The 25,879-nt window shown below is 66.5% G+C and carries 24 protein-coding genes; 5 read left to right on the top strand and 19 right to left on the bottom strand.

From position 1 onward, the window contains the following. From ACSFA7_RS27165 to gspG, 16 genes are all read right to left on the bottom strand, one after another. A complete protein-coding gene (locus ACSFA7_RS27165; RefSeq protein WP_435502233.1) occupies positions 1 to 2,223 on the bottom strand; it encodes a phosphocholine-specific phospholipase C in 2,223 nt (740 codons plus the stop codon). 14 nt (positions 2,224 to 2,237) lie between these two features. Then, positions 2,238 to 2,438 carry a hypothetical protein gene (locus tag ACSFA7_RS27170; protein WP_435502234.1) on the bottom strand — a complete coding sequence of 67 codons (201 nt, stop codon included), beginning with the start codon at positions 2,436 to 2,438 and terminating at the stop codon, positions 2,238 to 2,240. A gap of 50 nt (positions 2,439 to 2,488) precedes the next feature. Continuing rightward, entirely contained in the window at positions 2,489 to 4,570 is a 2,082-nt protein-coding gene (locus ACSFA7_RS27175; protein WP_435502235.1) for a LamG-like jellyroll fold domain-containing protein, read from the bottom strand. 211 nt (positions 4,571 to 4,781) lie between these two features. Next, positions 4,782 to 5,681, bottom strand: a complete 900-nt coding sequence (locus ACSFA7_RS27180; protein ID WP_435502236.1) for a 5'-nucleotidase — start codon at positions 5,679 to 5,681, stop codon at positions 4,782 to 4,784. 20 nt (positions 5,682 to 5,701) lie between these two features. Next, positions 5,702 to 6,280: a DUF7822 domain-containing protein gene (locus ACSFA7_RS27185; protein ID WP_435502237.1), complete on the bottom strand. Its 579-nt coding sequence runs from the start codon at positions 6,278 to 6,280 to the stop codon at positions 5,702 to 5,704. Positions 6,281 to 6,293: 13 nt separating this feature from the next. Then, positions 6,294 to 7,532: a type II secretion system inner membrane protein GspF gene (gspF, locus tag ACSFA7_RS27190; protein ID WP_435502238.1), complete on the bottom strand. Its 1,239-nt coding sequence runs from the start codon at positions 7,530 to 7,532 to the stop codon at positions 6,294 to 6,296. Between the two features lie 21 nt (positions 7,533 to 7,553). After that, positions 7,554 to 8,945, bottom strand: coding sequence for a GspE/PulE family protein (locus ACSFA7_RS27195; RefSeq protein WP_435502239.1), 1,392 nt, complete (start codon positions 8,943 to 8,945; stop codon positions 7,554 to 7,556). 55 nt (positions 8,946 to 9,000) lie between these two features. After that, a complete protein-coding gene (gspD, locus tag ACSFA7_RS27200) occupies positions 9,001 to 11,307 on the bottom strand; it encodes a type II secretion system secretin GspD (protein WP_435502240.1) in 2,307 nt (768 codons plus the stop codon). Positions 11,308 to 11,309: 2 nt separating this feature from the next. Continuing rightward, positions 11,310 to 12,119: a type II secretion system protein N gene (gene gspN, locus ACSFA7_RS27205; RefSeq protein WP_435502241.1), complete on the bottom strand. Its 810-nt coding sequence runs from the start codon at positions 12,117 to 12,119 to the stop codon at positions 11,310 to 11,312. A gap of 10 nt (positions 12,120 to 12,129) precedes the next feature. Next, positions 12,130 to 12,675 (bottom strand): type II secretion system protein GspM, encoded by a 546-nt coding sequence (gene gspM / locus ACSFA7_RS27210; protein WP_435502242.1) that lies wholly within the window; start codon positions 12,673 to 12,675, stop codon positions 12,130 to 12,132. Then, a complete protein-coding gene (gene gspL / locus ACSFA7_RS27215; RefSeq protein WP_435502243.1) occupies positions 12,672 to 13,886 on the bottom strand; it encodes a type II secretion system protein GspL in 1,215 nt (404 codons plus the stop codon). The genes gspM and gspL overlap by 4 nt, the downstream gene beginning before the upstream one ends. A gap of 127 nt (positions 13,887 to 14,013) precedes the next feature. Continuing rightward, positions 14,014 to 15,018: a type II secretion system minor pseudopilin GspK gene (gene gspK, locus ACSFA7_RS27220; protein WP_435502244.1), complete on the bottom strand. Its 1,005-nt coding sequence runs from the start codon at positions 15,016 to 15,018 to the stop codon at positions 14,014 to 14,016. Beyond that, the gene (locus tag ACSFA7_RS27225) at positions 15,015 to 15,710 is read right to left on the bottom strand and encodes a PulJ/GspJ family protein (RefSeq protein ID WP_435502245.1); all 696 of its coding nucleotides are present in this window, start codon (positions 15,708 to 15,710) and stop codon (positions 15,015 to 15,017) included. Before ACSFA7_RS27225 ends, gspK begins: the two co-directional genes overlap by 4 nt. Continuing rightward, positions 15,710 to 16,084, bottom strand: a complete 375-nt coding sequence (gene gspI, locus ACSFA7_RS27230; RefSeq protein WP_206177427.1) for a type II secretion system minor pseudopilin GspI — start codon at positions 16,082 to 16,084, stop codon at positions 15,710 to 15,712. The genes ACSFA7_RS27225 and gspI overlap by 1 nt, the downstream gene beginning before the upstream one ends. Then, on the bottom strand, positions 16,081 to 16,554 hold the full coding sequence (locus tag ACSFA7_RS27235) for a prepilin-type N-terminal cleavage/methylation domain-containing protein (RefSeq protein WP_435502246.1): 474 nt from the start codon (positions 16,552 to 16,554) through the stop codon (positions 16,081 to 16,083). The genes gspI and ACSFA7_RS27235 overlap by 4 nt, the downstream gene beginning before the upstream one ends. Next, the gene (gspG, locus tag ACSFA7_RS27240) at positions 16,529 to 16,969 is read right to left on the bottom strand and encodes a type II secretion system major pseudopilin GspG (protein ID WP_013539627.1); all 441 of its coding nucleotides are present in this window, start codon (positions 16,967 to 16,969) and stop codon (positions 16,529 to 16,531) included. Before gspG ends, ACSFA7_RS27235 begins: the two co-directional genes overlap by 26 nt. A 49-nt stretch (positions 16,970 to 17,018) precedes the next feature. On the opposite strand from gspG, the gene ACSFA7_RS27245 reads away from it, so the two are divergent. Beyond that, entirely contained in the window at positions 17,019 to 17,645 is a 627-nt protein-coding gene (locus tag ACSFA7_RS27245; protein ID WP_435502247.1) for a type II secretion system protein N, read from the top strand. Between the two features lie 70 nt (positions 17,646 to 17,715). On the opposite strand, the gene ilvA is transcribed toward ACSFA7_RS27245, so the two are convergent. After that, positions 17,716 to 19,332, bottom strand: a complete 1,617-nt coding sequence (gene ilvA, locus ACSFA7_RS27250; protein ID WP_435502352.1) for a threonine ammonia-lyase, biosynthetic — start codon at positions 19,330 to 19,332, stop codon at positions 17,716 to 17,718. 50 nt (positions 19,333 to 19,382) lie between these two features. Between ilvA and ACSFA7_RS27255 the strand changes: the two genes are divergently transcribed. Then, positions 19,383 to 20,513 (top strand): hypothetical protein, encoded by a 1,131-nt coding sequence (locus ACSFA7_RS27255; RefSeq protein WP_206177431.1) that lies wholly within the window; start codon positions 19,383 to 19,385, stop codon positions 20,511 to 20,513. A gap of 91 nt (positions 20,514 to 20,604) precedes the next feature. Here the strand turns inward: ACSFA7_RS27255 and ACSFA7_RS27260 are convergent, their stop codons facing one another. Further along, the gene (locus tag ACSFA7_RS27260; protein WP_435502353.1) at positions 20,605 to 21,780 is read right to left on the bottom strand and encodes a porin; all 1,176 of its coding nucleotides are present in this window, start codon (positions 21,778 to 21,780) and stop codon (positions 20,605 to 20,607) included. A gap of 279 nt (positions 21,781 to 22,059) precedes the next feature. Here ACSFA7_RS27260 and ACSFA7_RS27265 point away from each other — a divergent pair, with 279 nt between their 5' ends. Continuing rightward, a complete protein-coding gene (locus tag ACSFA7_RS27265; RefSeq protein WP_435502354.1) occupies positions 22,060 to 22,509 on the top strand; it encodes an OsmC family protein in 450 nt (149 codons plus the stop codon). Positions 22,510 to 22,523: 14 nt separating this feature from the next. Here the strand turns inward: ACSFA7_RS27265 and coq7 are convergent, their stop codons facing one another. Then, positions 22,524 to 23,153 (bottom strand): 2-polyprenyl-3-methyl-6-methoxy-1,4-benzoquinone monooxygenase, encoded by a 630-nt coding sequence (gene coq7, locus ACSFA7_RS27270; RefSeq protein WP_435502248.1) that lies wholly within the window; start codon positions 23,151 to 23,153, stop codon positions 22,524 to 22,526. 282 nt (positions 23,154 to 23,435) lie between these two features. Here coq7 and ACSFA7_RS27275 point away from each other — a divergent pair, with 282 nt between their 5' ends. Together ACSFA7_RS27275 and ACSFA7_RS27280 are read left to right on the top strand one after the other, a co-directional pair. Continuing rightward, positions 23,436 to 24,704, top strand: a complete 1,269-nt coding sequence (locus ACSFA7_RS27275; protein ID WP_435502249.1) for a porin — start codon at positions 23,436 to 23,438, stop codon at positions 24,702 to 24,704. 194 nt (positions 24,705 to 24,898) lie between these two features. Further along, the gene (locus tag ACSFA7_RS27280; protein ID WP_435502250.1) at positions 24,899 to 25,879 is read left to right on the top strand and encodes an ABC transporter permease; all 981 of its coding nucleotides are present in this window, start codon (positions 24,899 to 24,901) and stop codon (positions 25,877 to 25,879) included.

A 25,879-nucleotide genomic window follows, 5' to 3' on the forward strand; every position in this document is an offset into this window, starting at 1 on the left:
TCACAGATCGGCCAGGCCCATGGCGGGATCGCTCACCGTGTGCTTGCCGTTTTCCACGCGGCCGGCGAAGCGGCGGTAGTAGGCCGGGTCGGCATCGCAGGTGACCGCGAAGTCGTACCACTGGCCGCTGCTCGCCAGCACCCACAGTTGCTCGGCCTTGGCGCCGCCGGCGACGGTGGCACCCCAGGGGCCGTCGTTGCGATAAGCCTTGGCACGCACCGTGAACTTGGCGGCGTTCGTGCCGGCGTTGAGCATCTCCAGGTAGACGTTGCCGTTGGCAATGTCATAGCAGACGCGCACCTCGGGATTCGCGCCGCTCGTGCGCAGCGCGTTGAGGTCGCCCTTGAAATAGCGGTGAAAGCCATTCGGCCCGAGCACCCACAGGTCGTAGAAGCCGCTGTTGTCGGTCATCGGGCTCCAGGCGTCGTCCAGCGACTTGCCGGGTTCCACCATGTAGCGGCGCGGCAGGCGGTCGAGGTTGAGCTTGTCGTAGACGTGGAACACGGCCGCGGCCTTGCCGCTGTTCTTGAACAGCAGCTGGATCTTGCCGCTGACCGAATCGGCGCGCGCGCTCACATGCAGTTCATAGGGCAGCGCGCGCGAGGGGCGCGTGCCGGTAGCCTGGCGCGGCAACTGCGGATCGAGCGGCAGCGGCACCTGTGCCAGGGCCTCCTGGTTGCTGCGCGTCTTGTCGGCATCGGTGCGGGTCGTGCGGCCGGCGAGCGTGGGCAGTGCCTCGGTGTTGGGCGTGACGAAGTTGAAGGCGCTGGTGAGGTCGCCGCACACCGCGCGCCGGAACGGCGAGATGTTCGGCTCCTTCACGCCGAAGCGCGTCTCGATGAAACGGATCACCGAGGTGTGGTCGAAGGCCTGCGAATTGACCCAGCCGCCGCGGCTCCACGGCGAGACGATGTACATCGGCACGCGCACGCCGGGGCCATACACGCGGCCGTCAGGCGCCGGTTGGCCGGTGGTGCCCGGCGGCTTCGGGTGGTTGAAGCGCTCCACCGCGAGGTCGGCCTCGGGCAGCGTGGTCTTGCCGGCCGTCGAGCCGTCGGGGTTGATCGAGGGCGCGGCCGGCGACGGGTAGTGGTCGAAGTAGCCGTCGTTCTCGTCGAAGTTGATGAGCAGCACGGTCTTGCTCCACACGTCGGGCACGGCGGTGAGCGCGTCCAGCGTTTCCTGGATGTACCAGCCGCCCTGCACCGGGCTCGACGGGCCGGGGTGCTCGGAGTAGGTGGCGGGCGCGACGATCCACGACACCTGCGGCAGCTTGCCGTTCTTGATGTCCTGGCGGAACTGTTCGAGGAAACCGCCGTCGCCCATGGTGTTGGCGATGCCCTTGTAGAGCGGATTGCCCGCATCGTCGCTCGCGGGGTCGTACACCGGCGAGGCCGCGTCATTGCTCACCGGCTTGCCCGAGGCCTCGTTGGCCAGGCGGTATTGCTTGAAGCCCGCGAGCGGGTTGTCGCCGAAGTTCTCCGGCATGTTCTGATAGACGATCCAGCTGACCTTGGCTTCCTGCAGGCGCTCGGGGTAGGTCTTCCATTCGTAGCCGGTGGCCGAGCTGTCGATGGAGTCCCACTCGTTGTTGACTGTGGCCACGCCCGCCACCCCGCTGCCCAGTTGGCCGCCGGGGCCGTTGGTGCCGGCCCAAAGGAACATGCGGTTCGAGTTGGTGCCCGTGTGCATGCTGCAGTGGTAGTCGTCGCACAGCGTGAACGCGTTGGCCAGCGCGAACTGGAAGGCCACCTCGGCTTCCTTGTAGTAGCCCATGGCCGCGTTGGTCTTGTAGCGCGGCCACTGGTAGGTGCGTCCGCCGTCCCAGGCGTTCTGGCCGTCGCTCCAGGAGTGCGGCGTGCCGCTCACGCGCTGCGCATTGCCTTTGCGGCTGTCCAGGTGGTAGGGCAGGATCGGCTTGCCGGTGGCATCGCTCTGCTGCCACACGTTCAGGCCCTTGGGCAGCGGAATGGTGAAGCGATCACCGAAGCCGCGCACACCCATCAGCGTGCCGAAGTAATGGTCGAACGAGCGGTTCTCCTGCATCAGGATCACGATGTGCTCGACGTCCTGGATGGTGCCGGTCTTGTTGTTGGCCGGAATGGCGAGCGCGCGGCGAATGGCGGGCGGAAAGGCCGAGAGCGCGAGCGCGGCAGCGCCAGTGGTGGCGGTGCCCGTCAGGAATTTGCGGCGCGAGTTCGTGGGCTTGTCGTTCTGGTTCATGGCGTGGGTCTCTTTCAGGGCGCGCAGCTCTTCACGGGAGCGACACCGGTTTCGGGCGGGGTCGTCACGGGCGGGGTGGTGGGCGGCGTGCCTGCGCCGGGCAGGCCGGCGAAGCCGCCACCGCCGCTGCCGCCACCGCAGGCGGACAGGACGCAGGCCACGATCAGCGTGGACAGCACGGGCACGAAGCGCGTGGCAAGGAATGGAATTCGCATGATTGAGATCCTCTCGAGGCGATTTGTTTTCAGGGGGATTGGGGAGACGGTCAGGGCAGCAGCAGCATCAGCGGCTGGCCCGACTTGAAGATGCTTGTCAGCTCGTCGGTGGTGAGCGCACGGTTCCAGATGGCGAACTCGTTGAAGTCCAGCGCGCCGCGCGGCGAACTGGTCCAGCGCTTGTAGTACTGGCCGGTGCCGTCCTCGTTGAGGCTCAGACCGTTCTTCAGGCCGCCGAGCTGGGCCACGATGTCGGCGTTGAGGGTGGCGCTGCCGGTCTGCATCGCGCGTGCTGCGTCGAACAGGTAAGCGGTCATCTTCAGGTTGGCCTTGTCGATCACCACCGCCACGTAGGCCCACTGGCCGGCGCTCAGGCCGTAGCCGTTGCTGTCTGCGCGGCCACCGCCCTTGCCCACGTTGAAGCGCAGTTCGCAGCTGCCGAACAGGCCGATCGCCAGGCCGGCGTTGCTGCCGCTGTCGTAGTTCTTGTTGGCGATCACCGAGGCGCCGTCGCCCGCGCCCACGCTGCAGGTTGCGTCGGTACGCAGCCAGAAGCCGATGGTGTAGGCGGTGACGGCGGGGTTGGTGGCGACGTCGTTGGTCTGCAGCAGGCGGTAGCCGGCCGTGCCGCTCGCGTTCTTCACCGCGCTGTCCACACGCAGCGCCTTGACCTTGTAGGGAATCTTGAAGCCGTCGTCGACCACCGTGCCGCCGTTGGCATCGGCCGCCCAGGGCGCGAGGGTGGAGGCATTCTTCAGGTCCACGGCCGGCAGCGTGTCCAGCGGGTAGTAGTTGACGAGGCCGTTCGCCAGCGTGGGCGCGAGCGTCGCGGGCTTCACGTAAGCCAGCTGTGCGGCGAGCGCGACGCTGGCTTCGCCGGCGACGACGGTGTACTGGTAGGTGTAGAGCCCGTCTGCAGCAGCCACGATCGGGTCGGCGTAGGCGGTCGAGCCCGCCGGCAGCGTGACCACCAGCTTGCCGTCGCGCAACACCTGCACCGGCGCGGTCGCGGCGCCCGCGAGCGCCCACGAGAGTTCGATGCTGTTCTTGTCCGCGCCCGCCTTGGCGGAGAGATTGCGCAACGATGTGGCGGCCTGCAGCGCCTGCCCGTTGAAGTTGTAGGCCTCCGGGGCCGGCAGGGCGCCGAGGTGACGCAGCACGGTCGGTGCGATGTCGGTCGCCGCGGCGAGCTGCAGCAGCGCGGTGTCCACCGGCGCGGCCGTGCCCACGCCGGGCAGCGCGGCCAGCGTCTTGTTGCTGGCGATGAAGATGGTCTTGTTGTCGATGGCCTGCAGGCCGGAAGCGGTGCCGAAGGCGTCCAGGCCGTGGCCCGTGGTGAAGATGACGAGCCAGTCTTCCTTCGCATCGTTGGCCGTGCGCTGTGCGATGCGCGCGAGCAGCTGGCCGACCGCGGCCGACGTGTCGGAAATCGCGCGCTGGTAGGCGTCGCTCTTCAGGCCGTTGCCGGCGGCCGCGGCCGGTGCGCCGTACTGCACGACCGTCAGGTCGTAGCCGGCATCGATGAATTGCGCGGCGCGCTGGGTCACGCAGGCATCGGCACCCGCGCAATCGACGGCACTGTCGACGGTGCCGCTCTCGTTGGCCAGCAGCTGCGGATAGAGCGCGTTGGCCGTGACGGATGCGGTCTTGTAGCCGGCTGCCTTGTTCTGCTTGGCGAGCGCGAAGACCGAAGGCGCGAGCTTGGCATCGATGCGCTGGTCGGCCGTGTCCCAGCGTACGCCGTGGCGCGGCACCCAGGTGCCCGTCAGCAGCGTGGCCCAGCCCGGGCCGTCGATGGTGCGTTGTTCGCTCGGCGTGCCGTTGGCGCCGCCGGTCCATGCCGGTGCCACGCGCAGCGATTGCAATGCCGGCACCTTGTTCTGCGCCATCGCATCGCGCAGGGCGGCGTGCGTGAGGCCGTCGATCTCGACGACGAGCGCCTTGGGGCCGCTCTTGCCTTGATTGACGCCGGGCGCCGGGGGATTACCACCACCAGCGGGCGGCACGTTGATGAGCGGGAAGGAAGCGCCGCCACCGCCGCCGCCACCACAGGCGGCAAGCACGACGGTCGTGGCAATGGGGAGGAGCCAACGCGAAAAGCGCGAGGCGTGCATGGGTGTGGTCGGGCGCATCGGTTCAGCCGGTGGTCTGTCGTTGGGGTCGTGAATACCGGCGCGACAAAAAAAAGGCGCCATGAAGGCACCGCGCACCGGACTGACCGCAAGACTATGGAGAACGCGTGACGTCGCCGTGAACCGACGATGACAAAGCGAAGGCGCTCGCGTGACGAACTGTTTCCCGAGTGCCTCTCAGGGGGCACTCAGGCTGTTCGCTCACACCTTCTCAGGACTCGTTGCTGATGCCGCTGGACACATGCCCCGCGGGCACATGCCGCGAGGCCGCATCGACGTGACCGGTCTGGTCGTCGAAGAAGAAATCGGGCTCGAACTCGCGCAGGAATTCGCCCTTGGGCAGGCCGCCGAGGAACATCGCCTCATCGACGCGGATGTTCCAGTTCATCAGCGTGCGGATCGCGCGCTCGTGCGCCGGTGCGCTGCGCGCGGTGACCAGCGCGGTGCGGATGCGCATCTGCGCATTGCCCGCCATCTGCAGGCGATGCAGCGCAGCCAACAGCGGCTTGAACGGCCCGCCGGGCAGTGGCAGCTCGGCCTTGCTGAGTTCGTGGGCCTGGAAGGCGTCGAGCCCCTCGGCCTGGAACACGCGCTCGGCCTCGTCGGAGAACAGCACCGCGTCGCCGTCGAAGGCAATGCGCACTTCGTTGGGCCACGCATCGCTCGCCTTCACCGATTCGACCAGCACCCGCGCGGCCGGAAATCCCGCGACCAGCGCTTCGCGCACGTCCTGTGCATTGACGGAAAGGAAGAGGTGCGCCCGCAGCGGCCGCAGGTACCCGAAGGGCGGGCGACCCTGCGTGAACACGCCGCGCTGCAGCTTGATGTCGGCCGCCGCGCTCGACTTGAAGATGCGCATGCCCGAGACCGGGTCGTTGCGCGAGAGGATCACCACCTCCACGCGCTGCACGCCGTCGTCGTTGAAGCGCAGCAACTTGCGGATCAGCGAGTACGCGATGCCGGGCGCGGCCGGCACGTCGAGCCGGTCCAGCTGCAGCTTCATGTAGCCCTCGTTGTCGCCGGCCTCGAAGATGCGGTTTTCCTCTTCGAGGTTGAAGAGCGCCCGCGAGGAAATCGCGACCACGAGTTTGTCTTCGAGCGTGACTGGCATGGCGGCGTGCGGGCGGAGGTTCAGGAGGCGTCGTTGGGCGAGTAGTAGAGCGTATCCGACCAGTAGCCCAGGCCCAACTCACGCAAGGGCGCCTCGATGCTCTCCTGCGACGGCGTGAAGATGCGGTCCCAGAAGGTCTTTTTCTGTGGGGCCAGCCGGGTGATGGCGGCTTCGATCTCGGTGTCGATGTTCTGCACGCCTTTCAGCAAACTCTCGGCTTGTTCGCCCAGCGGCTCGTCGCTCATGTCGAGAATCTCGGCGCACTCCAGCACGAAGTAGCCGTTGCGGTCGGCGTGGCTGTTCAGGAAGTCCAGTGCCTGGTCGCGCAGCGGCGCGACGGACGGGTGGTCGATGCGGGACAGGAACTGCTGGAGCCGGTCGATGCCCGCGCCGGCGCGGCCCGCGAGTGCGGTGGGTTCGTCCAGGCTGGTCCAGATCATCGAGCGGCAGAGTTGCACGTCCGCGGACACCAGGAGCCGGTAGACCAGCGGGATGTTGTAGTTGCACTCCGAGAGGCCCTTGAGCTGTCTCGGATCGTTCCCCGCGGCGTCCGGGCCCGGAACGAAGGGGCTTGCGAACAGGTAGCTCCGATTGGCCATGGCGAGGCTCCCGCTATTTGACGAACTGGTTCAGCTGGATGATCGGCAGCATCACGGCCAGCACGATCAACATCACCACGCCGCCCATCGCCACGATGAGCAGCGGCTCGAGGATGGTCGCCAGATGCATCGCGCGGCGCTGCACTTCGGCACCCAGCTGGTTGGCTGCGCGCTGCAGCATCAGCGGCAGGGTGCCGGTCTGCTCGCCCAGGCGCGCGAACATCGACACGAGGCCCGGAAAGCGTTTCTTCTGCGCGAGTGCCGAGGCCAGCGGCGCGCCTTCGCGCACCAGCACCAGCGCGTCGAGCGCATCGGCGCGCATCGCACGGTTGCCCAGTGTTTCGGAAGCGGCTTGCAGTGCGCGCAGGATCGGCACCCCGGCCGTTGCCAGCATCGCCAGCGTGCTCGCGAAGCGTGCCGCGTTGTAGCCGCGCGCGAGCTTGCCGACCAGCGGCAGCTTGAGCCAGGCCGCGTCGAACTTGAGGCGGAAGGCCTCCTGGGCGAGCGCCACGCGCACGCCGATGGCCAAGAGCACCACGCCGCCCAGCATCCACCAGCCATAGTTGCGCACGCCTGCGCTCAGCGACAGCATCACGGTGGTGAGAAAGGGCAGCGAGCGCTTGGTGCCCGCGAACACCTGCGCCACCTGCGGCACCACGTAGCTCACGAGGAAGATCACGATCACGATCGCCACCAGCGTGACGATGGCCGGGTAGAGCGCTGCGCCGACCAGCTTCTGCTGCAGCGCCTGGCGTTCTTCCAGGTCGTCGGCCAGTCGGTCGAGCACGAGTCCGAGGTTGCCGCTCTGCTCGCCGGCGCCGATCACGGCGGTGTAGATGGGCGAGAACTCGCGCGAGTGCGCCGACAGCGCACGCGCGAAAGGCGAACCCGCGTTGACTTCGGCACGCAGCGACGCGACAAGGTTGCGCTGCGGCTCCGACTCGGCTTCGTCGGTCAGCGCCGTGAGCGCGCGTTCGAGCGGCAGGCCTGACGAGACGAGGCCCGCGAGCTGCCGGGTCCACACCGCGAGGCCGGTGGAGTTGAAGACACGCTTGCCGCCGCCGAGCCAGCGGGAAAGGCCGCTGCGTTGCCCGGTGCCGTTGATGTGGTCGCTGCCGACCGGCTTGACCGACAGCGGAATCAGCGCCTGCGCGCGCAGCAGGCTGCGGGCGCTGCGCGCGGTGTCGGCCTCGAGCACGCCTTCGCGCGACTGGCCGCTGGCATCGATGGCTTCGAAGGAATAGGCGGGCATGGCGAGGCTGGGCTCTGGTCGCTAGTCGCGTGTGACGCGCAGCAACTCTGCGCGCGAGGTGATGCCGGCCTGCACCAGCCGTTCGCCGTCTTCGCGCATGAGCCGCAGGCCGCCGCGCGCGCCGGCCTTGAGCAGTTCGCTCTCGGCCGCCTTGCTGTGGATGAGGCCCTGCACCGTTTCGTCCGCCACCAGCAATTCGAAGATGCCGGTGCGGCCCTGGTAGCCCGTTTGCCCGCAGACATCGCAGCCCGCGCCCGCGCAGCTCGTGCAGACCTTGCGCACAAGGCGCTGCGCAAGCACGCCCAGCAGCGACGAGCTCAAGAGGAAAGGCTCGACGCCCATGTCGGTGAGGCGCGTGACGGCGCTGACGGAGTCGTTGGTGTGCAGCGTGGCCAGCACCAGGTGACCGGTGAGCGAGGCCTGGATGGCGATCTGCGCGGTTTCGAAATCGCGGATTTCGCCGATCATGATCACGTCCGGGTCCTGCCGCAGGATCGCGCGCAGGGCCTTGGCGAAGGTGAGCTCGATCTTGGCGTTGATCTGCGTCTGGCCCACGCCCGGCAACTCGTACTCGATGGGGTCTTCCACCGTCATGATGTTGCTGCGGCTCGCGTCCAGGCGGGCCAGCGCGGCATAGAGCGTGGTGGTCTTGCCCGAGCCGGTCGGGCCGGTCACGAGAATGATGCCGTGCGGCTGCGTGATGAGCTTTTCGAAACGCTGGAGCGTGTCGCCCAGCATGCCCACCGATTCGAGCGTGAGCTTCGATTCGCTCTTGTCCAAAAGGCGCAGCACGGCGCGTTCGCCGTGTGCGCTCGGCAGCGTGGAGACGCGCACGTCGACCGCGCGCGTGCCGATGCGCAAGGAGATGCGTCCGTCCTGCGGCAACCGCTTCTCGGAGATGTCCAGGTCGGCCATGATCTTCAGGCGCGAGATCAGCGCGGCATGCAGCGCGCGGTTGGGCTGCACCACTTCGCGCAGCGTGCCGTCGATGCGAAAGCGCACGGACGAGGTGCGCTCGTAGGGCTCGATGTGGATGTCGCTCGCGCCGTCGCGCGCGGCCTGCGTGAGCAGCGCGTTGAGCATGCGGATGATGGGCGCGTCGCCCGCGCTCGCCAGCAAGTCTTCGACCGCCGGCAGCTCCTGCATCATGCGCGAGAGGTCGGCGTCGTTCTGCACTTCGCTCACCACCGCGGCGGCGCTCGATTCGCCCTGTGAATACGCCGCGCTGATGCGCTGTGCGAGCGGCGCATCGGCCAGCACCTCGAAGGCCTGCACGCTGTACTTGCGCGCCACTTCGCCGACCGCGCTGCGCGCCGGGTGGGACGACATCCACAGCGTATAGCGGCCGTCGTCGGCTTCCTCGAGAAGGAGTTGCTGGCTGCGTGCGAACGCGTAGGGCAGGGGGTAGCGCATGGGCAGGGTCAGCAGGGCTTGTGCGTGGGGGGCGTCGAAACGGAGGACAGGGGCATCAGGGCAGTTCGCGCGAACTCACCGGGTCGGCCGTGGGCGGCAGCGCACCGCGCAGCGGGCTCGGTGCCAGCTGGCGGTTGTCCGCGGCGGGTTGCGGCGGCGGAATGAGCTGTGTGCCCTGGAGGCGAGACTCCCTCTGCCTGCCGGTGTCGGCTGCGCGCGGCGGGAGCTCGGGCAGCACGTTCGCGCCGTCCACGGCGCGCAGCATCACATTGGAGGCGTCGGGCTGCGTGCGTTGCTGCAAGCCGCGGATCTCGTCGTACCGGTCGTAGGAGAAGGCTTCGGTCGTATTGCCGTCGCGCATCACCGCCGGACGCAGGAACATCATGAGGTTGATCTTTTCGCGCGAGCGGGACTGGCTCTTGAACAGGTTGCCGAGCACGGGGATGTCGCCCGCGACCGGCACCTTCTCGACCGTGTTGTTGTAGCTGTCCGACAGCAGGCCGCCGAGCATGACGAGGCCACCGTCCTCCACAAGCACGCTCGATTCGATGGAGCGCTTGCTGGTGGTCGGGCCGTTCGTGTTGTTGATGCTCTGCTGGTCGACCGTGGAGGTCTCCTGGAAGATCGTCAGCTTCACGGTGCCGTTCTCGTTGATGGTCGGGCGCACGCGCAGCGTGAGGCCCACGTCCTTGCGCTCGACCGTGGTGAACGGATTGACGCCCACCGAACCCGAGGTGCTGGCGTAGGAGCCCGTGGGGAAGGGCACGTTCTGGCCGATGACGATCTTGGCTTCCTCGTTGTCCAGCGTCAGCAGGTTGGGCTTGGACAGCACGTTGGCGTCCTTGTCGCTGTCGAAGAAGCTGGCGATCGCGCCCAGGATGTACTGGCCGCCGACCTTGCCCGCGATGCCGAGGTTCATGCCCGGCGCCAGCTGGAGGCCCGCCACGTTGCGCGTGGCCAGTGCCTGCGTGAGCGCCAGGATGCTGGATCCGGCGACGGTGGAGTTGGTGCCGATCACCGCGTTGTTGCCCAGCGCGCTTTGCCATTGCACGCCGAACTTGGCGGCCGCGGTGTCGCTGACCTCGACGATCAGCGCCTCGATCATCACCTGCGCGCGCCGGCCGTCGAGCTTGTCGATCACCGCACGCATCTGGCGGTACTGCGGCTCGGGCGCTGTGATGATCAGCGAGTTGGTCGACGGGTCGGCCTGGATCTGTCCGCCGGTCGACGGCTGGTTGGCATTGTTGAGCGGCGCATTGGCGGCCGGCGAGCCGCTTTGCCCGCTGCCGCTCAGGCTGTTCTGGTTGTTTTGCTGAAAGCTGGTCTGCTGCGGCGCGGGGCTGCTGCCGCCGCCGCCCGCGGCACCGGGGGTGCCCGGCGTGGCCTGCTGGTTCGCTGCCATCGCCGCGCGCAGCGTGGCCGCCAGCCGCACCGCATCGGCGTTCTTCAGATAGACCACGTAGATGTTGCCGGCCAGGCCGTTGCTGCTGTCCACGGGCGGACGATCGAGCTTCTCGACCAGTGTGCGCACCAGTTGCGCGCGCGCCGGGTTGGCGGCGCGCAGGATCAGCGCGTTGCTGCGCGGGTCGGCCAGCAGCGTGGTGCGGAACGACGCATCGACCGCGCCCGGCGCAGCACCCGGGGCCGCGCCCGAACCGCTGCCGTCGACCAGCCGCTGCACCAGCGGCAGCAGGTCGCTCGCGACCGAATGCTTGAGCTGGATGATCTCGATGTCCGACGCATTCGGCACGTCGAGCGCCGCGATGATGCGCGCGAGGCGGCGCATGTTGTCCGCGTAGTCGGTGATCACGAGCGAGTTGTTGCCCGGGTTCACGTTGATGGTGTTGTTCGGCGGAATCAGCGGGCGCAGCACCGGCAGCAGGCTGTTGGGCGACTCGTAGTTGAGCCGGAAGATCTGCGTGACGATCTGGTTGCTGCCCGAGGACGCGGTCGCGCCGATCGAGGTGTTCACCGTGCTGCTCTGCAGCTTGGCATCGGCCTCGGGCACCACCTTGTAGAGGCCGTCGGCCTCCACCACCGCGAAGCCCTGCAGGCGCAGCGCCGAGGCGAACTGGTTGAAGGCGGCCGCCGGCTGGATGGCGCGGTCGGTAACCAGGTTCATCGTGCCCTTGACGCGCGGATCGACCACCACGTCGCGCCCGGTGACCACCGCCATGGTGCGGGCCACGGCCTCGATGTCGGCATTGGAGAAGTTCAGCGTGATCGGCTCGCCGCGCCGCGGCGCATCGCCCTGCGCGAAGGCAGGCGGCAGCACCTGCAGGAAGGACGCCGCGATCAGCAGGCGCGCCGCGAGTGCGACGATGCCGAGGCGGGCGCCGGGCGTGGACAGTGGCTTCATCATGATCAACCCAGGGTGATGATCGAACGCGCGTTGTCGCGTCGTCCGATGATGTTCAACAAATTGGAAAGAGCGTCTTCGCGACCGGCCGCGGCACTGGCTTCGCCGTTGAAGCGGAAGGCGGTGCCGCTCCAGCTGCCGCTGCCGTTCAGCTGCAGGCTGCCTTCGCGCGTGCTCAGCAGGAGCGTGGGGCTGTTGCCGCCTTCGAGCGAGAGCCGGTAGCTGCCCATCGGCTTGAGGGTCGACAGGCTGGAGGAAACATCGGTGGCGTCGAGCGTGGCCTGGCCCGCGATGCGCAGCACCGGGCCGTCCCACTGCAGCGAGAAGGCCTTGGTGGAGAGGTCGAGCGCGCCGTCGAGCTTGAGCGTGTTCCACGGCGCGCCGAGGCCGGTGAGCATCGTGGCGGGCCAGCGCGAGCGGCCGTCCTGCCAGTCGAGCAGCACGCCGTTGCCACGCGGGCTGGCCTTGAGTTCGAGTGGACGTGGGGCGCAACAGGGCAGGTCGAGCGAGGCAAACATGCCGCTGAAGCTCGGGCGCAGGCGCCAATGCAGGAGGCCGGGCAACGAGACGGCCTGCGCACCGCCGGTGCCGCTCGCGAACACCACGGCGGCGGCGCCGTTCCACACCGTGCCGCGCGGATTGACCAGCAGCAGGCGACCCTGGGTCCAGCTCGACAGTGCCGAGGCGAGCCAGCGCGCGGGGGCGAACAGCACCACCGCCAGCACCGCGCCGATCACGATGCCGACGAGGGCCCAGCGCCAGCCGCGCCGCGGCTTGGGCCCGGAGAGCGCGGAAAGAGGGGAGCGCGTCACCATGCCGGGCTGTTCATCGGGGAGCGGGCAAAGCCATCACGACCGTGCCCTCCCAGCGGACCTGCGGGAGCTGCGGCGCGTCCTTGTTGGCAGCCGTCGGCGAGGCGGGCGCAGCGGCGGGAGCGCGCGTCAGGTGCACTTCGCGCGGCACCGCGTGGGCATTGCCCCGCGCCTGCGCGAGCCATTGGGCGACCGTGCTGGCGGGCGTGGCGCGCAGCGTGACCGTGGCGCCGTCGCCGCCGGCCGTCATGAGCTGCGCGTTGTTGACGCCCAGGCCTTCGCGCACCGAGGTCTCGAGCGAGCGCAGCGCTTCGTCTCGGGCGAGACGGGGCTGCGACTGCAGCGCCTTCGCGCGGTTCTGCAAGGTGGCCATCTGCTGCAGTTGCGCATCGAGCTGCGCGTGTTCGGCCGGTGCCGCGGCCAGCGTGCGCAACGCGGGAGCGAGCGCAATCCACCAGAGCAAGGCCAGTGCCACGAGCGCGATGGCCGCGCCGACCATCTGGCGCTCGCGCATCGCGAGGGCGGCCCAGCGGGCCTTGAGTTGTTCGCTGAAGTTCATCGGGGGGTGGCCTCGGCCTGCACGAGCAGCAGATCGCCCTCGGTGCGCACGTTGTAGCCGCGCGGCGCCATCGCGCCGGTGATCTGCGAGACCTCCGACGGCTGCAGCCCGAGGCCTCGCAGGCGCAGCTGGCCGTTGGTGTAGTCGACGGCCGAAGGCGTGCGGCCGGGCGGAAGGTTGGTGGCGAGCGCGCCGACCATGGGTTCGAAATCCGTTGCGGCCACGTCGCCCACGGCCTGCTGCAGCGCCGCGACTTCACGCGTCATCTGCAGTTGCGGATCGATCACGATCTTCACCGAGGGAAAGGTCTGGGTGAGGATGGTCTTGGCGGCCTGGCGCTTGGACTCGAGCGCGCCGCGCTCCTTCCAGGCCCAGGCATTGAGGCCGATCAATTGCGTCAGCAGCAGCACGACGATGCCCCAGCGCGCGGCGCGCCATTCGGGCGCGTAGCGCAGCGTCTGCAGCACCGAGGCGAATTTCTTGCCGGCGCGCGCGCGGCCCGTGGCGGCCAGATCGAACTGCGCGAGTTCCCACGGCGTGCGCGCGGCATTGAGCCAGCGCTGCGGCGCCTGCACGATCGGGACGCGGCGTTCCAGCAAATGCTCGGCCGCTTCGGCGACCGCGGGCTCGGTGGTGATGACGGCGGTGTCCAGCGGGAGGCTGCCAGAGAGTGCGAGCCCTGCGCCGGCCAGTGGCAGCGAAACCACGCCGTCGGCATCGCACACGGTGAGCTGGGGGGCTTCGGGTTCGCCGGTGACCTGCAGCAGCGGCGGGCCGTCGGCGGCCTGCGGTGCGAACTCGGGGACGATGCGCACGACGCGGCGCCCGACCCCTTCGATCCCCTGCACGATGCTGCGCAGCCAGATGCGATTGCACGCCGCCACCCACACGGGCGCGCCGGCCTTCGCGTCGGGTTCGAGCGCGAAGTGCAGGGCCTCGGGGTCGTCGAGCAGGTGTTCTTCGAGCAGGCCGTCGAGCACGGCGCGCAGCTTCGACGCGCTGCCCATGCTGCCCTTGGGCAGCGTGACGCGGTGCCACGACAGTGCCGCGGAAGGAATGCCGAGCGTGACTTCGTTGCCCGAGGGCAAGAGCGCCAGCAGCGCACGGCCCTGGTCGCGCAATGCGATGCCGTCGTCGCCGGCCTGGGCCCAGTCGTACTCACCCGCGGCGTCGGCCGGAGGCAGAGGGGCAATGAGCAGCAGCGGGGTCATGGAGGTGGTCGGAAAAGCCGGTGATTGTAGGAGGGCGTCTGACAGTCAATTGCTATTGTTTGAATAGCGTAGTTGACAGATGTGACGGGCGTTATAAGGCTTTTTGATCAATATATGTCAACGGTACTCAGGGTTTAGCCGGAGTGGTCGTTGCGCCGGCGCCGCGGGTGCGCCAGACCGTCGTCACGGTGACACCGCTGCGTTGCAGGAGCGAGTGCTCCTCGACCCAGGTGCGGTCCAGGCGGAGGCGCCCGTAGACCTCGAAGTACTGAGTGCCCACGCCGTGCTGGTTTGCGTTGAAGCGGGAGCCTTCGCTGGGCAGCCCCTGGTTGGCCTCGTCGATGGTCTTGAAGAAGGAGCGGGTGCGCTTTTCCACCAACTGCCGCGCGCTGGCGATCGGCATGTTTTCCAGGCTGGCGCTGATGGCCTCGGCACTCGCGGTGTTGAGGTTGAGCGTGGTGCGCACCGGCAGGATCGTCACGTAGGGCTCGATGGCCGCGGCGGTCGAGGGCGAGAGCCCGAGCCACACCAGTTGCGAGACCTCCTGCGGCATCAATGGTGCATTGCCCGCATCGCCGCCGCCGGAGGCCTCGTCGGTGCCTGTGGACAGCGTCCTCACGAGCCCGGTTGTCATCTGGCTGAGCTCCGAGGCCGGCAGGCCCAGCAGGTTGAAGAGCCGGGTGAAGGTGGCGACGCTGGCGGGCACCGGCTTTCCCGCATCGACCAGCGACAGCACGTTGAGCTTGGACTGCGCATCGACGATGCGGCCCGACAGAAAAGCATCGGGCAGGCCTTCGAGGTTGTCGCTCGCCACGTTCTTCTCGGCCGACAGGAAGCTGGTGAGCCGGACTTCTTCGAGCGGCACCGCCCACGGTTCGCCCAGGTGATCGGGGCCGCCGGCGCGGCCGTCTTCGGCGAGGATCAGGCGCGACCAGTCGAGCGCACCGATCAGCACCCAGGCCGCCTGCACGCGCGCGCGCTCGGCGCCTTCGACTTCGGCCGCGCGCCATTGCTGCCACAACGCGGCGGCCGAGAAGGTGGCCACGAGCATCACCGTCAGCATTGCGGCGAGCAGCGCGGCGCCGGACTGGCGGCGTGCACGGCGCATGAGTGCAGGAGCGCGTTTCGTCATGACCGCGCACCTCCCACGATCGGCTTGACCCAGTCGCGCGTGAGCGTGCCCGACAGCCCGTCGCCCGGCGGGAGGCTGATCACCAGGCGCACGCCGTCGGGCATGTTGACGATCGGGCCTGCGGGGTTTGCCGGGTTGGCCGGATTGGCTGGCGTGGTGGGGGCCGTGGGCAGCGAACCCGCGGGCGTCCAGTTGTTGTCGCGGAAGTAATAGAGCTGCCAGCCGCTGGCGGGCATCAGCACCACGTCGTTGTAGCCGCCGCCTTGTGCGCCGCCGTCCTGCGCCCAGGAGGCCGCGAGGTTCCAGGCCTGCTGCCATTCGCCGCGCGTGGTGAAGGGCTGCGACTGCCAGCGCTGCCAGCGGGGGCCCTCGGCACCCGGCCGCAGGGTCCAGGCCACCACCAGCATGGCGGGCGCCATCGGGTCGCTGCCGCGGCGCGTGAGCCGCAGCACGTTGCCGTCCCAGTCGATGGGGCGCGTCTGCGCGATCGAGGTCACCGCGTCGAGGTCGGCGCCCCATTGGGCGAGCGTGGCCTGCAGGGTCAGGATGGCGTCGGCGCGCTGCTGGTTCTGCGTGGTGGCGCGCGACATGCTGTCCAGGCCGCGCCAGCTCACGAGCGAGAGCAGCGCCATCACCGAGATGGCGACGAGCAGCTCGATCAGCGTGAAGCCGCGCGACGTCCTCGTCTTCATCAGAACCGTCCCACCACGGTCGAGATGCGCAGGATCGGCGAATCCGCTTCATCGCGCACCTGCACGTCGACGCGCCGGAAGTTCGGATTGAGCGTGGGCACGGTCGAGGTCGTCACGTTGAACGAGGCGCCCGCCTGCACGCAGATGGAACCCGAGTCGCCCACGGCCGGCATCTGCCGCGCGAGGCGGGCTTTGGCGAGTTCGTTTTCGGCGCACAGGTCGGCCAGCACCAGGTCGGACTGGCGCAGCGCATTGCGCGTGAGCGACATCGTGGCCTGCGAGCCCGCGGCCAGCGCGAGCGCGACGATGCCCAGCGCGATCAGCACTTCGATCAGTGTGAAACCGCTGGAGGCTGAGGTGCGCCGCAGTCTCATGGCACGGGAAAGACGGTGAAGGGGCGCAGGCCGTCGGTGGCGATGCGCAGCGCGCGCGCGGGCGGGCCGGCGGAATAGAGCGTGATCTGCTGCGCCGCGATGATCGGATCGGGCCCGAGTTGCAGCGCGGGTACCAGCGTGCCGTTGCCGAGCGCGGCCTGGGCGGTGATGCCTTCGGCAACCCAGCCGCTGGGAATCGCATCGGCCGGAAGGCCATCGAAGACGAAGCTGCCTTCGACCGGGCGCCACCGCACGGCGACGCCGCTGGCCCGCGACTGGGCGCGGGCGGATTCGAGGAGGGCGGCGAGCCGGTCGGCTTCGCGGTCGAGCTTGGCGGCGCTGCTGTCGCGCATGGCAAAACTCACGCTGGCGGTGGCGATCGCGATGATCGCGATCACGATGATCAGCTCGAGCAGCGTGAAGCCGCGCGCCGTGCCGTTGCCGCTATTGCCAGCTGCCGATGTCGGCATTCTTGCCCTCGCCGCCGTTCTGACCATCGGCGCCGAAGGAGAGCACGTCGATTTCGCCCTTGATGCCCGGGTTCATGTACTGGTAGGGGTGACCCCAGGGGTCGTTGGGCAGCTTCTCGACGTAGGGCTTCCAGTTCGGGGCGGCCGGGCCCACGGTCGGGCGCGTCAGCAGCGATTGCAGGCCCTGCTCGGCGGTCGGGTAGCGCTGGTTGTCCAGTCGGTACAGCTTCAGGGCCTGCATCAGGTTGTTGATGTCGGTGCGGGCGGCCGTCACGCGGGCGTCGTCGGCGCGCTCGATCACGTTCGGCACGATCAGCGCGGCGAGCACGCCGATGATGACCAGCACCACCATCAGTTCGATCAGCGTGAAGCCGCGCTGGGCGGTCCGGGAAGCGGCACGAAGGAATTTGTTCATAGGTTGGGCGACATGATTCGGAAAGCGCGCTGCATGATAATCCGCGCCCATGACAAGTCCTTACTCCGCCGCCCGCTGGCATGCCCCACTTGCAACAACGGGGCTTTGGGCGCTGGCCGCTGGCGCTGCGGTGTTCTGGGCCTTGCGCCTGTCCTCGCCGGTCGATGCAGTGGCCGCTGCGGCCGCGATGCCGAGGCCCTCGGTCACGGCGGATGCCGAGGCAGTCGGGCGGTTGCTCGGTGTGGTGTCGGCACAGGCCACGGCGCCCGCGGCCCCCGAGGCGGCCAGCCGCTTCGCGCTGGTGGGCGTAGTGGCCGATCCGTCGAACCAGGGCGCAGCCCTGATCGCCATCGACGGCAAGCCGCCCAAGCCGTTCCGCGTCGGCTCGCGCGTCGGCGACAACTACGTGCTGCAGTCGGTGGGCGTGCGCGCGGCAACGCTCGGTGCGCAGGTCGATGGACCGCCGGCCTTCACGCTGCAGTTGCCGGTGCGTGCGCCGATCAGCGTCGGGTTGCCGCCGCCGCCGATCTCCGGCGTGTCGCCCGCACCGGTGCCGGCACAGCGGTCGGCCGGGGTGTTGCCGTTCACCATGCCTGCGGTGGTGATGCCGTCCCCGACGCCGCAGCCCGAGATGGCGCAACAGCCGCAAGGGCAGGCGCCAGTCGCTGCGCAGTAGCGAGTGCGGCGCCCATGAAAAAGCCGGCTTCGTGCCGGCTTTTTCGTTGCTTGCGAGGGTCGCGCGTCAGTCAGGCCTGCAGGAACAGTCGGTAGGCCGGATTGGCCGTTTCCTCGACATAGGGATAACCCAGGTTTTCGAGGAACGCATCGAAGGCCGCGGCGTCGCCGGCCGGTACCTGCAGTCCCACCAGGATGCGGCCGTAGTCGGCGCCCTGGTTGCGGTAGTGAAAGAGGCTGATGTTCCAGTTCGGCCGCATCAGGCTCAGGAACTTGAGCAGCGCGCCGGGACGCTCGGGGAACACGAAGCGCAGCAGGCGCTCGTCGTGCGCGAGACCGGTGCGTCCGCCGACCAGGTGCCGCAGGTGCTCCTTGGCGAGTTCGTCGTGCGTGAGGTCGAGCGCATCGAAGCCGTGGTCGATGAAGCTCTGGGCAATGATGGCCGATTCGCCGCGCGCCGACGTGGTGAGGCCGACGAACACGTGCGCCTTGGCCGCGTCGCTGATGCGGTAGTTGAACTCGGTCACATTGCGCAACGCGCCGCCAACCGATCCGGATTCCTTGGCATCGCTCGCCGGCAGTTCGCCGACCAGCTCGCAGAAGCGGCGGAAACTGCCGCGTTCCTCGGGGATCGTGACGGCGAAGAGCGCCTCGCGTTCTTCGCCGACCTCGGCGCGCTCGGCCACGAAGCGCAGCCGGTCGAAGTTCATGTTGGCACCGCACAGGATGGCCGCATAGGTCTCGCCGTGGCGGCCATGCTCGGCCACGTACTGCTTGATCGCCGCAACGGCCAGCGCGCCTGCGGGCTCGACGATGCTGCGCGTGTCGACGAAGACGTCCTTGATGGCAGCGCAAACGGCATCGGTGTCGACGGCGATGTATTCGTCGACCAGTTCGCTGGCGATGCGGAAGGTTTCCTCGCCGACCAGCTTGACGGCGGTGCCGTCGGAGAACAGGCCCACGTCGGGCAGGTTCACGCGCTGGCGGGCCGCGACCGATTGCATCATCGCGTCGGAGTCGTTCATCTGGACGCCGATCACCTTGATCTCGGGACGCACGGCCTTGATGTAGTTGGCCACACCGGAGATCAAGCCACCGCCGCCGATCGCGACAAAGACCGCGTCGAGCGGGCCCTGGTGCTGACGCAGGATTTCCATGGCGATGGTGCCTTGCCCTGCGATGACGTCCGGATCATCGAAAGGATGAACGAATGTCAGGTGCTGCTGTTTCTGCAATTCAAGCGCGTGCAGGTAAGCATCGGAATAACTGTCGCCGTGCAGGACGATTTCGCCGCCGAATCCGCGCACCGCATCGATCTTCAGTTTGGGCGTCGTCACCGGCATGACGATCACCGCGCGGGTGCCTAGCCTGCGCGCGCCGAGCGCAACGCCTTGGGCGTGATTGCCGGCCGATGCGCAGATCACACCGCTCGCCAATTGCTCGGCGCTCAAATGCGCCATCTTGTTGTAGGCGCCGCGAAGTTTGAAACTGAATACCGGTTGCTGGTCTTCGCGCTTGAGCAATACGGTATTTCCAAGACGCTCGCTGAGCGCGCGCGCCTTCTCGAGCGCGGACTCGACAGCGACGTCGTAAACCCGGGCGTTGAGAATTTTTCTGAGATAGTCGGCGGGCGTCAATTGCGCCGGCACAGATGCCGCGTGCTTAGTTTGTTCCAAGGGAGTTTTCATTTGTTTACCCATGATGATAAATGGTATCGAGATTGCTTGCGAGATATGACATGGACACAAATGTCATAACCCTCTTCAATAGCGTGCCGGCAGCAAATGATTCTGGTTTTTTTGCGCGCACCTATTCCGCAATTCATACGCCTGCAAATGAAATTACGTTTGAGCAAAAATTGTTATCAGTTTTTGTCAGTGACCTTTCGAAGGGACTGATGCAAGCCGAAGCGGCGCGCGTCCAGCGAGGAGAAATCGGACGCGCCACGTGGCAGGTGATGGGCAACAGATTGCGTGCGCACATCGTTCCGCTGCTGGGTGATTTGCCTGCCCAGTCGCTTGCCACATCCGATGTGCAGCGGCTGATCGATCACCTCGGTGAGCAGGGTTTCACCAGCACGACGATTGCGCAGTACCTGGTGCTGTTGCGAAAGGTGGTGATGCATGGCGTGCACACCGGCGTGCTGCGCGAAGCGCCACCGTTTCCGAAGGTCAAGGTGCGCAGCCAGCCGCGTGGAAGCTTCAGTGTTTCTGAGTACCGGACGATCGTTGCAGCTGCGCGCAGCTTGCGCGGGCATTCGCACCCGGTGCTCGACAGACTGAGCTCGGGCGAGCGCTTCTGGATTGCACGTGAACTTCTGGTGATGCCGAACGAACTGCCTTGGCTGATTCGCTGGATGGTGAACACCTTCGTTCGTCCGAGCGACATCAAGCTCATGAAGCACAAGCACATCGAGGTGGTGCGCGGCAAGCACGTTTATCTGCGAATGAATCTGCCAGAGACCAAGCGGCACAGCCAGCCCATCGTGAGCCTGCGTCCGGCTGTGCGGGTCTACGAATGTCTGCTCGCTCGTCGCCGTGAACACGGATTCGCCGCAGCGGAGGACTATATTTTTCTGCCGCAGTTGAAGAATCGCGAACACGCCCTGGCGGTGCTCAACTTCTTCTTTCATTGGGTGCTCGAGAAGACCGGCCTTGAAAAAGGACCGCTGGGTCAATCGAGAACCCTCTATTGCCTGCGACACACCGCGATCACGTTGCGGCTCTTGTACGGGCAAGGCATCGACATGCTGACCTTGGCGCGTAACGCGCGAACGAGCGTCAACATGGTTGAGCGTTTCTACGCATCGGTGCTGAGCGGAGAAATGAATGTGGGGCTGCTGCAAAGCAGGCGAGGCCGGATGAGTTGAGAAAAGACAAAAAGCCGCCCGGCGTGAGCCGGGCGACCGGAGGTTTTTATGATTCGAACTGGCGTGAGCCAGCATCGGGATCAAATCGCAATCAGAAGGCGTGACGGATGCCGAAGTCGTAGCCAGTCGAGGCGTTCTTCGGTGCGCCGCTGGCGAGGAAAGCCGGGCCGCCGACCGTCAGGGCTGCACCGTTCTTGTTGTTCACGCGAGCCACGGTGGCGTAGAGCGCCGTACGCTTCGACAGGTTGTGCACGTAGCCAAGCGCCAGTTTGTTGGCCTTTGCGTCGTCATACAGGTACGACAGATGGTCGCCCATTTCGTACTTGACGCTCGAGTAGGCGGCACGGATCAGGCCCGGGCCGACAGGCACGGTCACGCCAAGCAGATAGCCCTTGAGGGTGGTGTCGCCGTTGGCAATGAAAGGCGACTTGATGTCGTATTCCATCTTGGTCTGCGAATACTCGCCGAAGACCTTCACAGGACCAAAATCGTAGGAGGTGCCAAGGTTGAAGGTCTTCACGACCGGGGCGGCGACGATTTTGGGGAGTCCGGAACCAATGAAGGTCAGCTCCAGGTCGCCGGCGTCACTCTGAGCATAGGAAGCGGCCACGTCGAGGGGGCCGTTGGCGTAGCCGAAACGGCCGCCGATGTAGCGGCCACGCTTGCTCGGGCTGCCCTGGACTCCGTCGGTCTTCACGTTCTCGTGCAGCGCATATTGCAGCTGACCGTAGAAGCCACCAAGGTTCGGCGGCAGGAAGTAGCCGATCGAATTGCTTGCACGAGCGTAGTTCGTGTTGAAGCCGAAGCCGCCTGAATCCTTGGCGCCGGGCGTGATGAAGTTGTACCCGCTGGCCGTATTGATCAGATTGGTGCCAACGCCGTTGGTGCCGAACGGATCGAAAACGGTGTCGTTCCAGAAGGTTGGGGTGTAATCGCGGCCAAGGCGGACTTCACCGAAGCCACCCGACAGGCTCACGGTCGAACGACGCGTGAAATCGGCAATGCCCTTGGCGCCATCGTCATTGCTGATCGGAGCTTCGAGCCAGAAACCGGCTGCCAGGCCGCCACCGAGGTCTTCGGTGCCACGGAAGCCGATGCGGCTCGCGTTGTAGCCGGAATTGGTCAGAGCCTGCTGGCTGACTTTGGCGCTTCTGTTGTTGAAGTCACGCGACTTGTTCGAGTAGCCGCTGATCGACGCGTCGACCACACCGAACAGCGTGACGGACGACTGAGCCGAGGCAACACCGGCAACACCGGCAACAGCCAGGGCAGCCAGAGCAGCTGCCCTTTCGGGACGAAAACTAGAGTGGGGGATGCCGGTTGCGCCGGCCGATCGGGAAAGAAAAAAGCCCCGAGCTTTGCAGCTCGGGGCTAAATCCACCAATTGGAAGGGTGGAGGAGACAACTGTGGGCGCAAACGTATGCGCGATGAAATAAAGTATATCGACTGTTTGTTGCGTTGCAACAAGCGAGTGATGCTTTTCCCACACAAATCCGATGCCCGCGTGCGTTTTTGCCGGGCATCCTGACTGGAATCAGAAGAATCATGGAATGCACAGTGAGTTGGACGGGCGACGCGGGAACGCGCTCGGCCATGGGCTTTGTTGCCGAGACCGGCAGCGGTCACGTCCTGATGATGGACGGCGCGCCCGATGCGGCCAAGCCGGAGAACGGCGGCCAGAACCTCGCCGCGAGGCCGATGGAGACGGTGCTTGCAGGCACCGGCGGCTGCACCGCGTATGACGTCGTGCTGATATTGAAGAGGGGCCGCCATCGCGTCGAGCGTTGCAGCGTCAAGCTGACCAGCGAGCGCGCGGAAAAGGATCCCAAGGTCTTCACCAAGATCCACATGCATTTCACCGTTGCTGGCAAGGGGATTCCGGCCTCCGCAGTGGAGCGCGCGATTGCGCTGAGCCACGAAACCTATTGTTCGGCCAGCATCATGCTCGCGAAGACCGCCGCGATCACCACCAGCTTCGACCTGATCGAAACCTGAGGCCGAGGGGCTTTTTAGATCCGGTGCGCCACGGTGGTCATTACGCGCGAGGCCAGGCGCATCAGGGCCTTGGCCGGCGGCGGGAGTTCCGCGGCACCGGCATCGACCGCCTGTGCCGCGTGGCGCGCCTCGTCGAACTTCATCTGCTCCACCACGGCCCGGGAGGCGCTGTCGGATGGTGGGAGCCGGTCCAGATGGCTGTCGAGATGGGCCTCCACCTGACGCTCGGTCTCGGCCACGAAACCAAGGCTCCAGGGGTCCCCCAGGCGGCCGGCGACGAGGCCGAGGCCGAAAGCTCCGGCATACCAGAGCGGATTCAATAGGGAAGGCCGATCTCCCAGCTCGTCCAGGCGCTGCCGTGTCCAGGCCAGGTGATCGGTCTCTTCGTGTGCAGCCTCGAGGAATTGGGCGCGCAGGCCCGGATCGCGCGCCACGGCGGCCTGGGCCGTGTAGAGCGCCTGTGCGCAGACTTCCCCGACATGGTTGACTCGCATCAACGCACCGGCATGGCGGCGTTCCTTTTCGTCCATTTCGCCGGGCGCCCGGGACGGAGTGGGAGTGGCCCGTGTTGCATGGGAGCGGGCAAAAAGGGTGCGCAATGCCGCATCTGCTGCGGTGAGGACGGGGTCGAGCGAGAGCGTCATGCGCCTATTTGAACGCACCTCGAAAGTGCTGCAAAAAGTTACGCCGTTGTTCCGCATTGTGGTGCGGCGGACGGGCTAAGTCCTTTGTTGCAGGACTGCAACGAAACGCGCGAGCCATCCAAGATTTCGGGCGATTTGTTTTGCCCTGCCGCAGCGGCTCTGGTGCAATAGCATCAACTTCCCAAAAGGAGGTTGGCCCGGGGTCCGGTGGGAGCACAAAAGTGCCAGTCACGGTGAGCCCTTCGCACCGGAGCCCTATGTTTAACCTTGGAGAAACTTGCAATGAAAAAATCTCTAGTTGCTCTGGCTGCCCTGGCTGTTGCCGGTGTTGCCTCGGCTCAGTCGTCCGTCACGCTGTTCGGTGTGGTCGACGCGTCGATCAGCGGCTACTCGGCCACCTCGCGTGACCTGAACGGTGCTACGTTCCTGAACCCGTTCTACGTGAACAAGGGCAGCATCAAGGCAAGCCGTCGCGAACTGGCCAATTCCGGTTACAACTCCAGCCGTCTGGGCTTCCGTGGCACGGAAGACCTCGGTGGTGGCCTGGCAGCCAGCTTCTGGCTCGAAGCCCCGATCACCAATGACGACGGCCAAGGTGGCGTTTCGACGTTCGCTCGTCGTTCGACCGTGAGCCTGTCGGGTGGTTTCGGTGAATTGCGTCTGGGTCGTGACTACTCCGCCACGTTCTGGAACGACACCGTGTTCGATCCGTTCGGCACCAATGGCGTTGGCACCAACCTGGTCTTCGCGGCTTCGTCGGGCTTTGCTACTTTCAACGGCTATGCCGCTGGCAAGGTGCTGCCTGATTCGCTCAGGAACCAGCCCCAGATCACAGACGTCGGTGGTAGCAACTACACCCGCACCAGCAACAACATCGCCTACTTCCTGCCCCCGAACCTGGGTGGTTTCTACGGCCAATTGCAGTACTCGTTCAGCGAAAAGACCAAGTACAGCCCCGGCACCGCTACGCCTAACGTCGCGAACAACTCGCGCACTGGCCGTTACGTCGGTGGTCGTTTCGGCTACGCGAACGGTCCCCTGGACGTTGCAGCTGCCTACGGCAGCAGCACTGTTGGCGACCAGTTCTACGCTGGCGTGACCAGCAAGGTCAACACGTTCAACGTCGGCGCTTCGTATGACTTCGGTCCCGTGAAGCTCTTCGGTGAGTTCTCGCGTTCGAAGAAGAAGGACGACTACGAAAACGAACCCCTGGTTCGCACGCCTGACACCGACCTGACCGGTTACCTGCTCGGCGTGACCGTGCCGGTCGGCGCTGGCCTGATTCGCGCTTCGTACTCGGCTGTCAAGTACGACCTGAACCAAGCTGACGTGCTGTTCCAACCGCGTGTTGCTGACCCGAAGGCCAACAAGCTGGCAATCGGCTACGTGCACAACCTGTCGAAGCGCACGGCCCTGTACGCAACCGTTGCTCGTATCAGCAACAAGAACGGTGCTTCGCTGACCACTGGCGGCCCTGGCTTCGTGACCACCGGCGGCCTGACCCCCAAGACCGCTACCGGCTACGACTTCGGTATCCGTCACGCTTTCTGATTTGACGCTGGCGTAAGCCAGCTTCGAAGCTAAAAGCTCAAAAGCCACTCGACGCAAGTCGGGTGGCTTTTTTTCGTTCCGGCGCTGCAAAGGGCAGGGTGTTGGCAATGAGCACCATGTGTGTGCACCCCCGGGGAACCCCCGTGCGGGCACGCACCTTGCACTGCTAGCATGCCCGATCACTTTGTTTGCTAATGATTGCCTTTGTACTGCGCCGCCTGATCCAGGCCGTGATCGTGATGATCGCGGTCGCGTTCATTGCCTTCCTCTTGTTTCAATACGTCGGCGACCCCGTCGTTTTCCTGCTGGGGCAGGATGCCAAGCCCGAGCAGATCCGTGAATTGCGCGCCGGCTTGGGGCTCGACAAGCCCTTCTTCGTGCAGTTCTGGCATTTCCTCGTCAATGCGGCCCAGGGCGAGTTCGGCCTGAGCCTGCGCCAGGGCGCCAAGGTCTCGCGCCTGATCGGCGAGCGCTTCCCGGCTACGCTCGAACTGGCGCTCGTTGCCGCCGCGCTGGCGCTCTTCGTCGGTATTCCGATGGGCGTCTACACCGCCCTGCGCCGCGGCACTTTCATGAGCCAGGTATTCATGACGGTCTCGCTGCTCGGCGTGTCGCTGCCCACCTTCCTGATCGGCATCCTGCTGATCCTCGTCTTCGCGGTCACGCTGGGCTGGTTCCCGAGCTTCGGCCGAGGCGACACCGTGAAGTTCGGCTGGTGGACCAGCGGCCTTTTCAGCGCCGACGGCTGGCATCACATCGTGCTGCCGGCGGTGACGCTCGCGATCTTCCAGCTCACGCTGATCATGCGGCTGGTCCGTGCCGAGATGCTCGAGGTGCTGCGCACCGACTACATCAAGTTCGCTCGCGCACGGGGCCTCTCCAATCGCGCGATCCATTTCGGGCACGCCCTCAAGAACACGCTGGTGCCGGTGATGACCATCACCGGTCTGCAGCTGGGTGGCCTGATTGCCTTCGCCATCATCACCGAGTCGGTGTTCCAGTGGCCCGGCATGGGCCTGCTGTTCATCCAGGCCGTGACCTTCGCCGACATCCCGGTGATGGCCGCCTACCTGTGCCTCATCGCGCTGATCTTCGTGGTGATCAACCTCGTGGTCGACCTGCTGTATTTCGTGGTCGATCCGCGTCTGCGTGTCGGCAAGGCGGGAGGGCATTGA

The organism is Variovorax trehalosi, assembly GCF_051216415.1.
Lineage (GTDB): Bacteria > Pseudomonadota > Gammaproteobacteria > Burkholderiales > Burkholderiaceae_C > Variovorax.

What these genes read in the sequence shown, in the direction of transcription:
- ACSFA7_RS27165 (WP_435502233.1), bottom strand. Translation starts at nt 2,223, where the DNA reads ATGAACCAGAACGACAAGCCCACGAACTCGCGCCGCAAATTCCTGACG.
- ACSFA7_RS27170 (WP_435502234.1), bottom strand. Translation starts at nt 2,438, where the DNA reads ATGCGAATTCCATTCCTTGCCACGCGCTTCGTGCCCGTGCTGTCCACG.
- ACSFA7_RS27175 (WP_435502235.1), bottom strand. Translation starts at nt 4,570, where the DNA reads ATGCGCCCGACCACACCCATGCACGCCTCGCGCTTTTCGCGTTGGCTC.
- ACSFA7_RS27180 (WP_435502236.1), bottom strand. Translation starts at nt 5,681, where the DNA reads ATGCCAGTCACGCTCGAAGACAAACTCGTGGTCGCGATTTCCTCGCGG.
- ACSFA7_RS27185 (WP_435502237.1), bottom strand. Translation starts at nt 6,280, where the DNA reads ATGGCCAATCGGAGCTACCTGTTCGCAAGCCCCTTCGTTCCGGGCCCG.
- gspF (WP_435502238.1), bottom strand. Translation starts at nt 7,532, where the DNA reads ATGCCCGCCTATTCCTTCGAAGCCATCGATGCCAGCGGCCAGTCGCGC.
- ACSFA7_RS27195 (WP_435502239.1), bottom strand. Translation starts at nt 8,945, where the DNA reads ATGCGCTACCCCCTGCCCTACGCGTTCGCACGCAGCCAGCAACTCCTT.
- gspD (WP_435502240.1), bottom strand. Translation starts at nt 11,307, where the DNA reads ATGATGAAGCCACTGTCCACGCCCGGCGCCCGCCTCGGCATCGTCGCA.
- gspN (WP_435502241.1), bottom strand. Translation starts at nt 12,119, where the DNA reads ATGGTGACGCGCTCCCCTCTTTCCGCGCTCTCCGGGCCCAAGCCGCGG.
- gspM (WP_435502242.1), bottom strand. Translation starts at nt 12,675, where the DNA reads ATGAACTTCAGCGAACAACTCAAGGCCCGCTGGGCCGCCCTCGCGATG.
- gspL (WP_435502243.1), bottom strand. Translation starts at nt 13,886, where the DNA reads ATGACCCCGCTGCTGCTCATTGCCCCTCTGCCTCCGGCCGACGCCGCG.
- gspK (WP_435502244.1), bottom strand. Translation starts at nt 15,018, where the DNA reads ATGACGAAACGCGCTCCTGCACTCATGCGCCGTGCACGCCGCCAGTCC.
- ACSFA7_RS27225 (WP_435502245.1), bottom strand. Translation starts at nt 15,710, where the DNA reads ATGAAGACGAGGACGTCGCGCGGCTTCACGCTGATCGAGCTGCTCGTC.
- gspI (WP_206177427.1), bottom strand. Translation starts at nt 16,084, where the DNA reads ATGAGACTGCGGCGCACCTCAGCCTCCAGCGGTTTCACACTGATCGAA.
- ACSFA7_RS27235 (WP_435502246.1), bottom strand. Translation starts at nt 16,554, where the DNA reads ATGCCGACATCGGCAGCTGGCAATAGCGGCAACGGCACGGCGCGCGGC.
- gspG (WP_013539627.1), bottom strand. Translation starts at nt 16,969, where the DNA reads ATGAACAAATTCCTTCGTGCCGCTTCCCGGACCGCCCAGCGCGGCTTC.
- ACSFA7_RS27245 (WP_435502247.1), top strand. Translation starts at nt 17,019, where the DNA reads ATGACAAGTCCTTACTCCGCCGCCCGCTGGCATGCCCCACTTGCAACA.
- ilvA (WP_435502352.1), bottom strand. Translation starts at nt 19,332, where the DNA reads ATGAAAACTCCCTTGGAACAAACTAAGCACGCGGCATCTGTGCCGGCG.
- ACSFA7_RS27255 (WP_206177431.1), top strand. Translation starts at nt 19,383, where the DNA reads ATGGACACAAATGTCATAACCCTCTTCAATAGCGTGCCGGCAGCAAAT.
- ACSFA7_RS27265 (WP_435502354.1), top strand. Translation starts at nt 22,060, where the DNA reads ATGGAATGCACAGTGAGTTGGACGGGCGACGCGGGAACGCGCTCGGCC.
- coq7 (WP_435502248.1), bottom strand. Translation starts at nt 23,153, where the DNA reads ATGACGCTCTCGCTCGACCCCGTCCTCACCGCAGCAGATGCGGCATTG.
- ACSFA7_RS27275 (WP_435502249.1), top strand. Translation starts at nt 23,436, where the DNA reads ATGAAAAAATCTCTAGTTGCTCTGGCTGCCCTGGCTGTTGCCGGTGTT.
- ACSFA7_RS27280 (WP_435502250.1), top strand. Translation starts at nt 24,899, where the DNA reads ATGATTGCCTTTGTACTGCGCCGCCTGATCCAGGCCGTGATCGTGATG.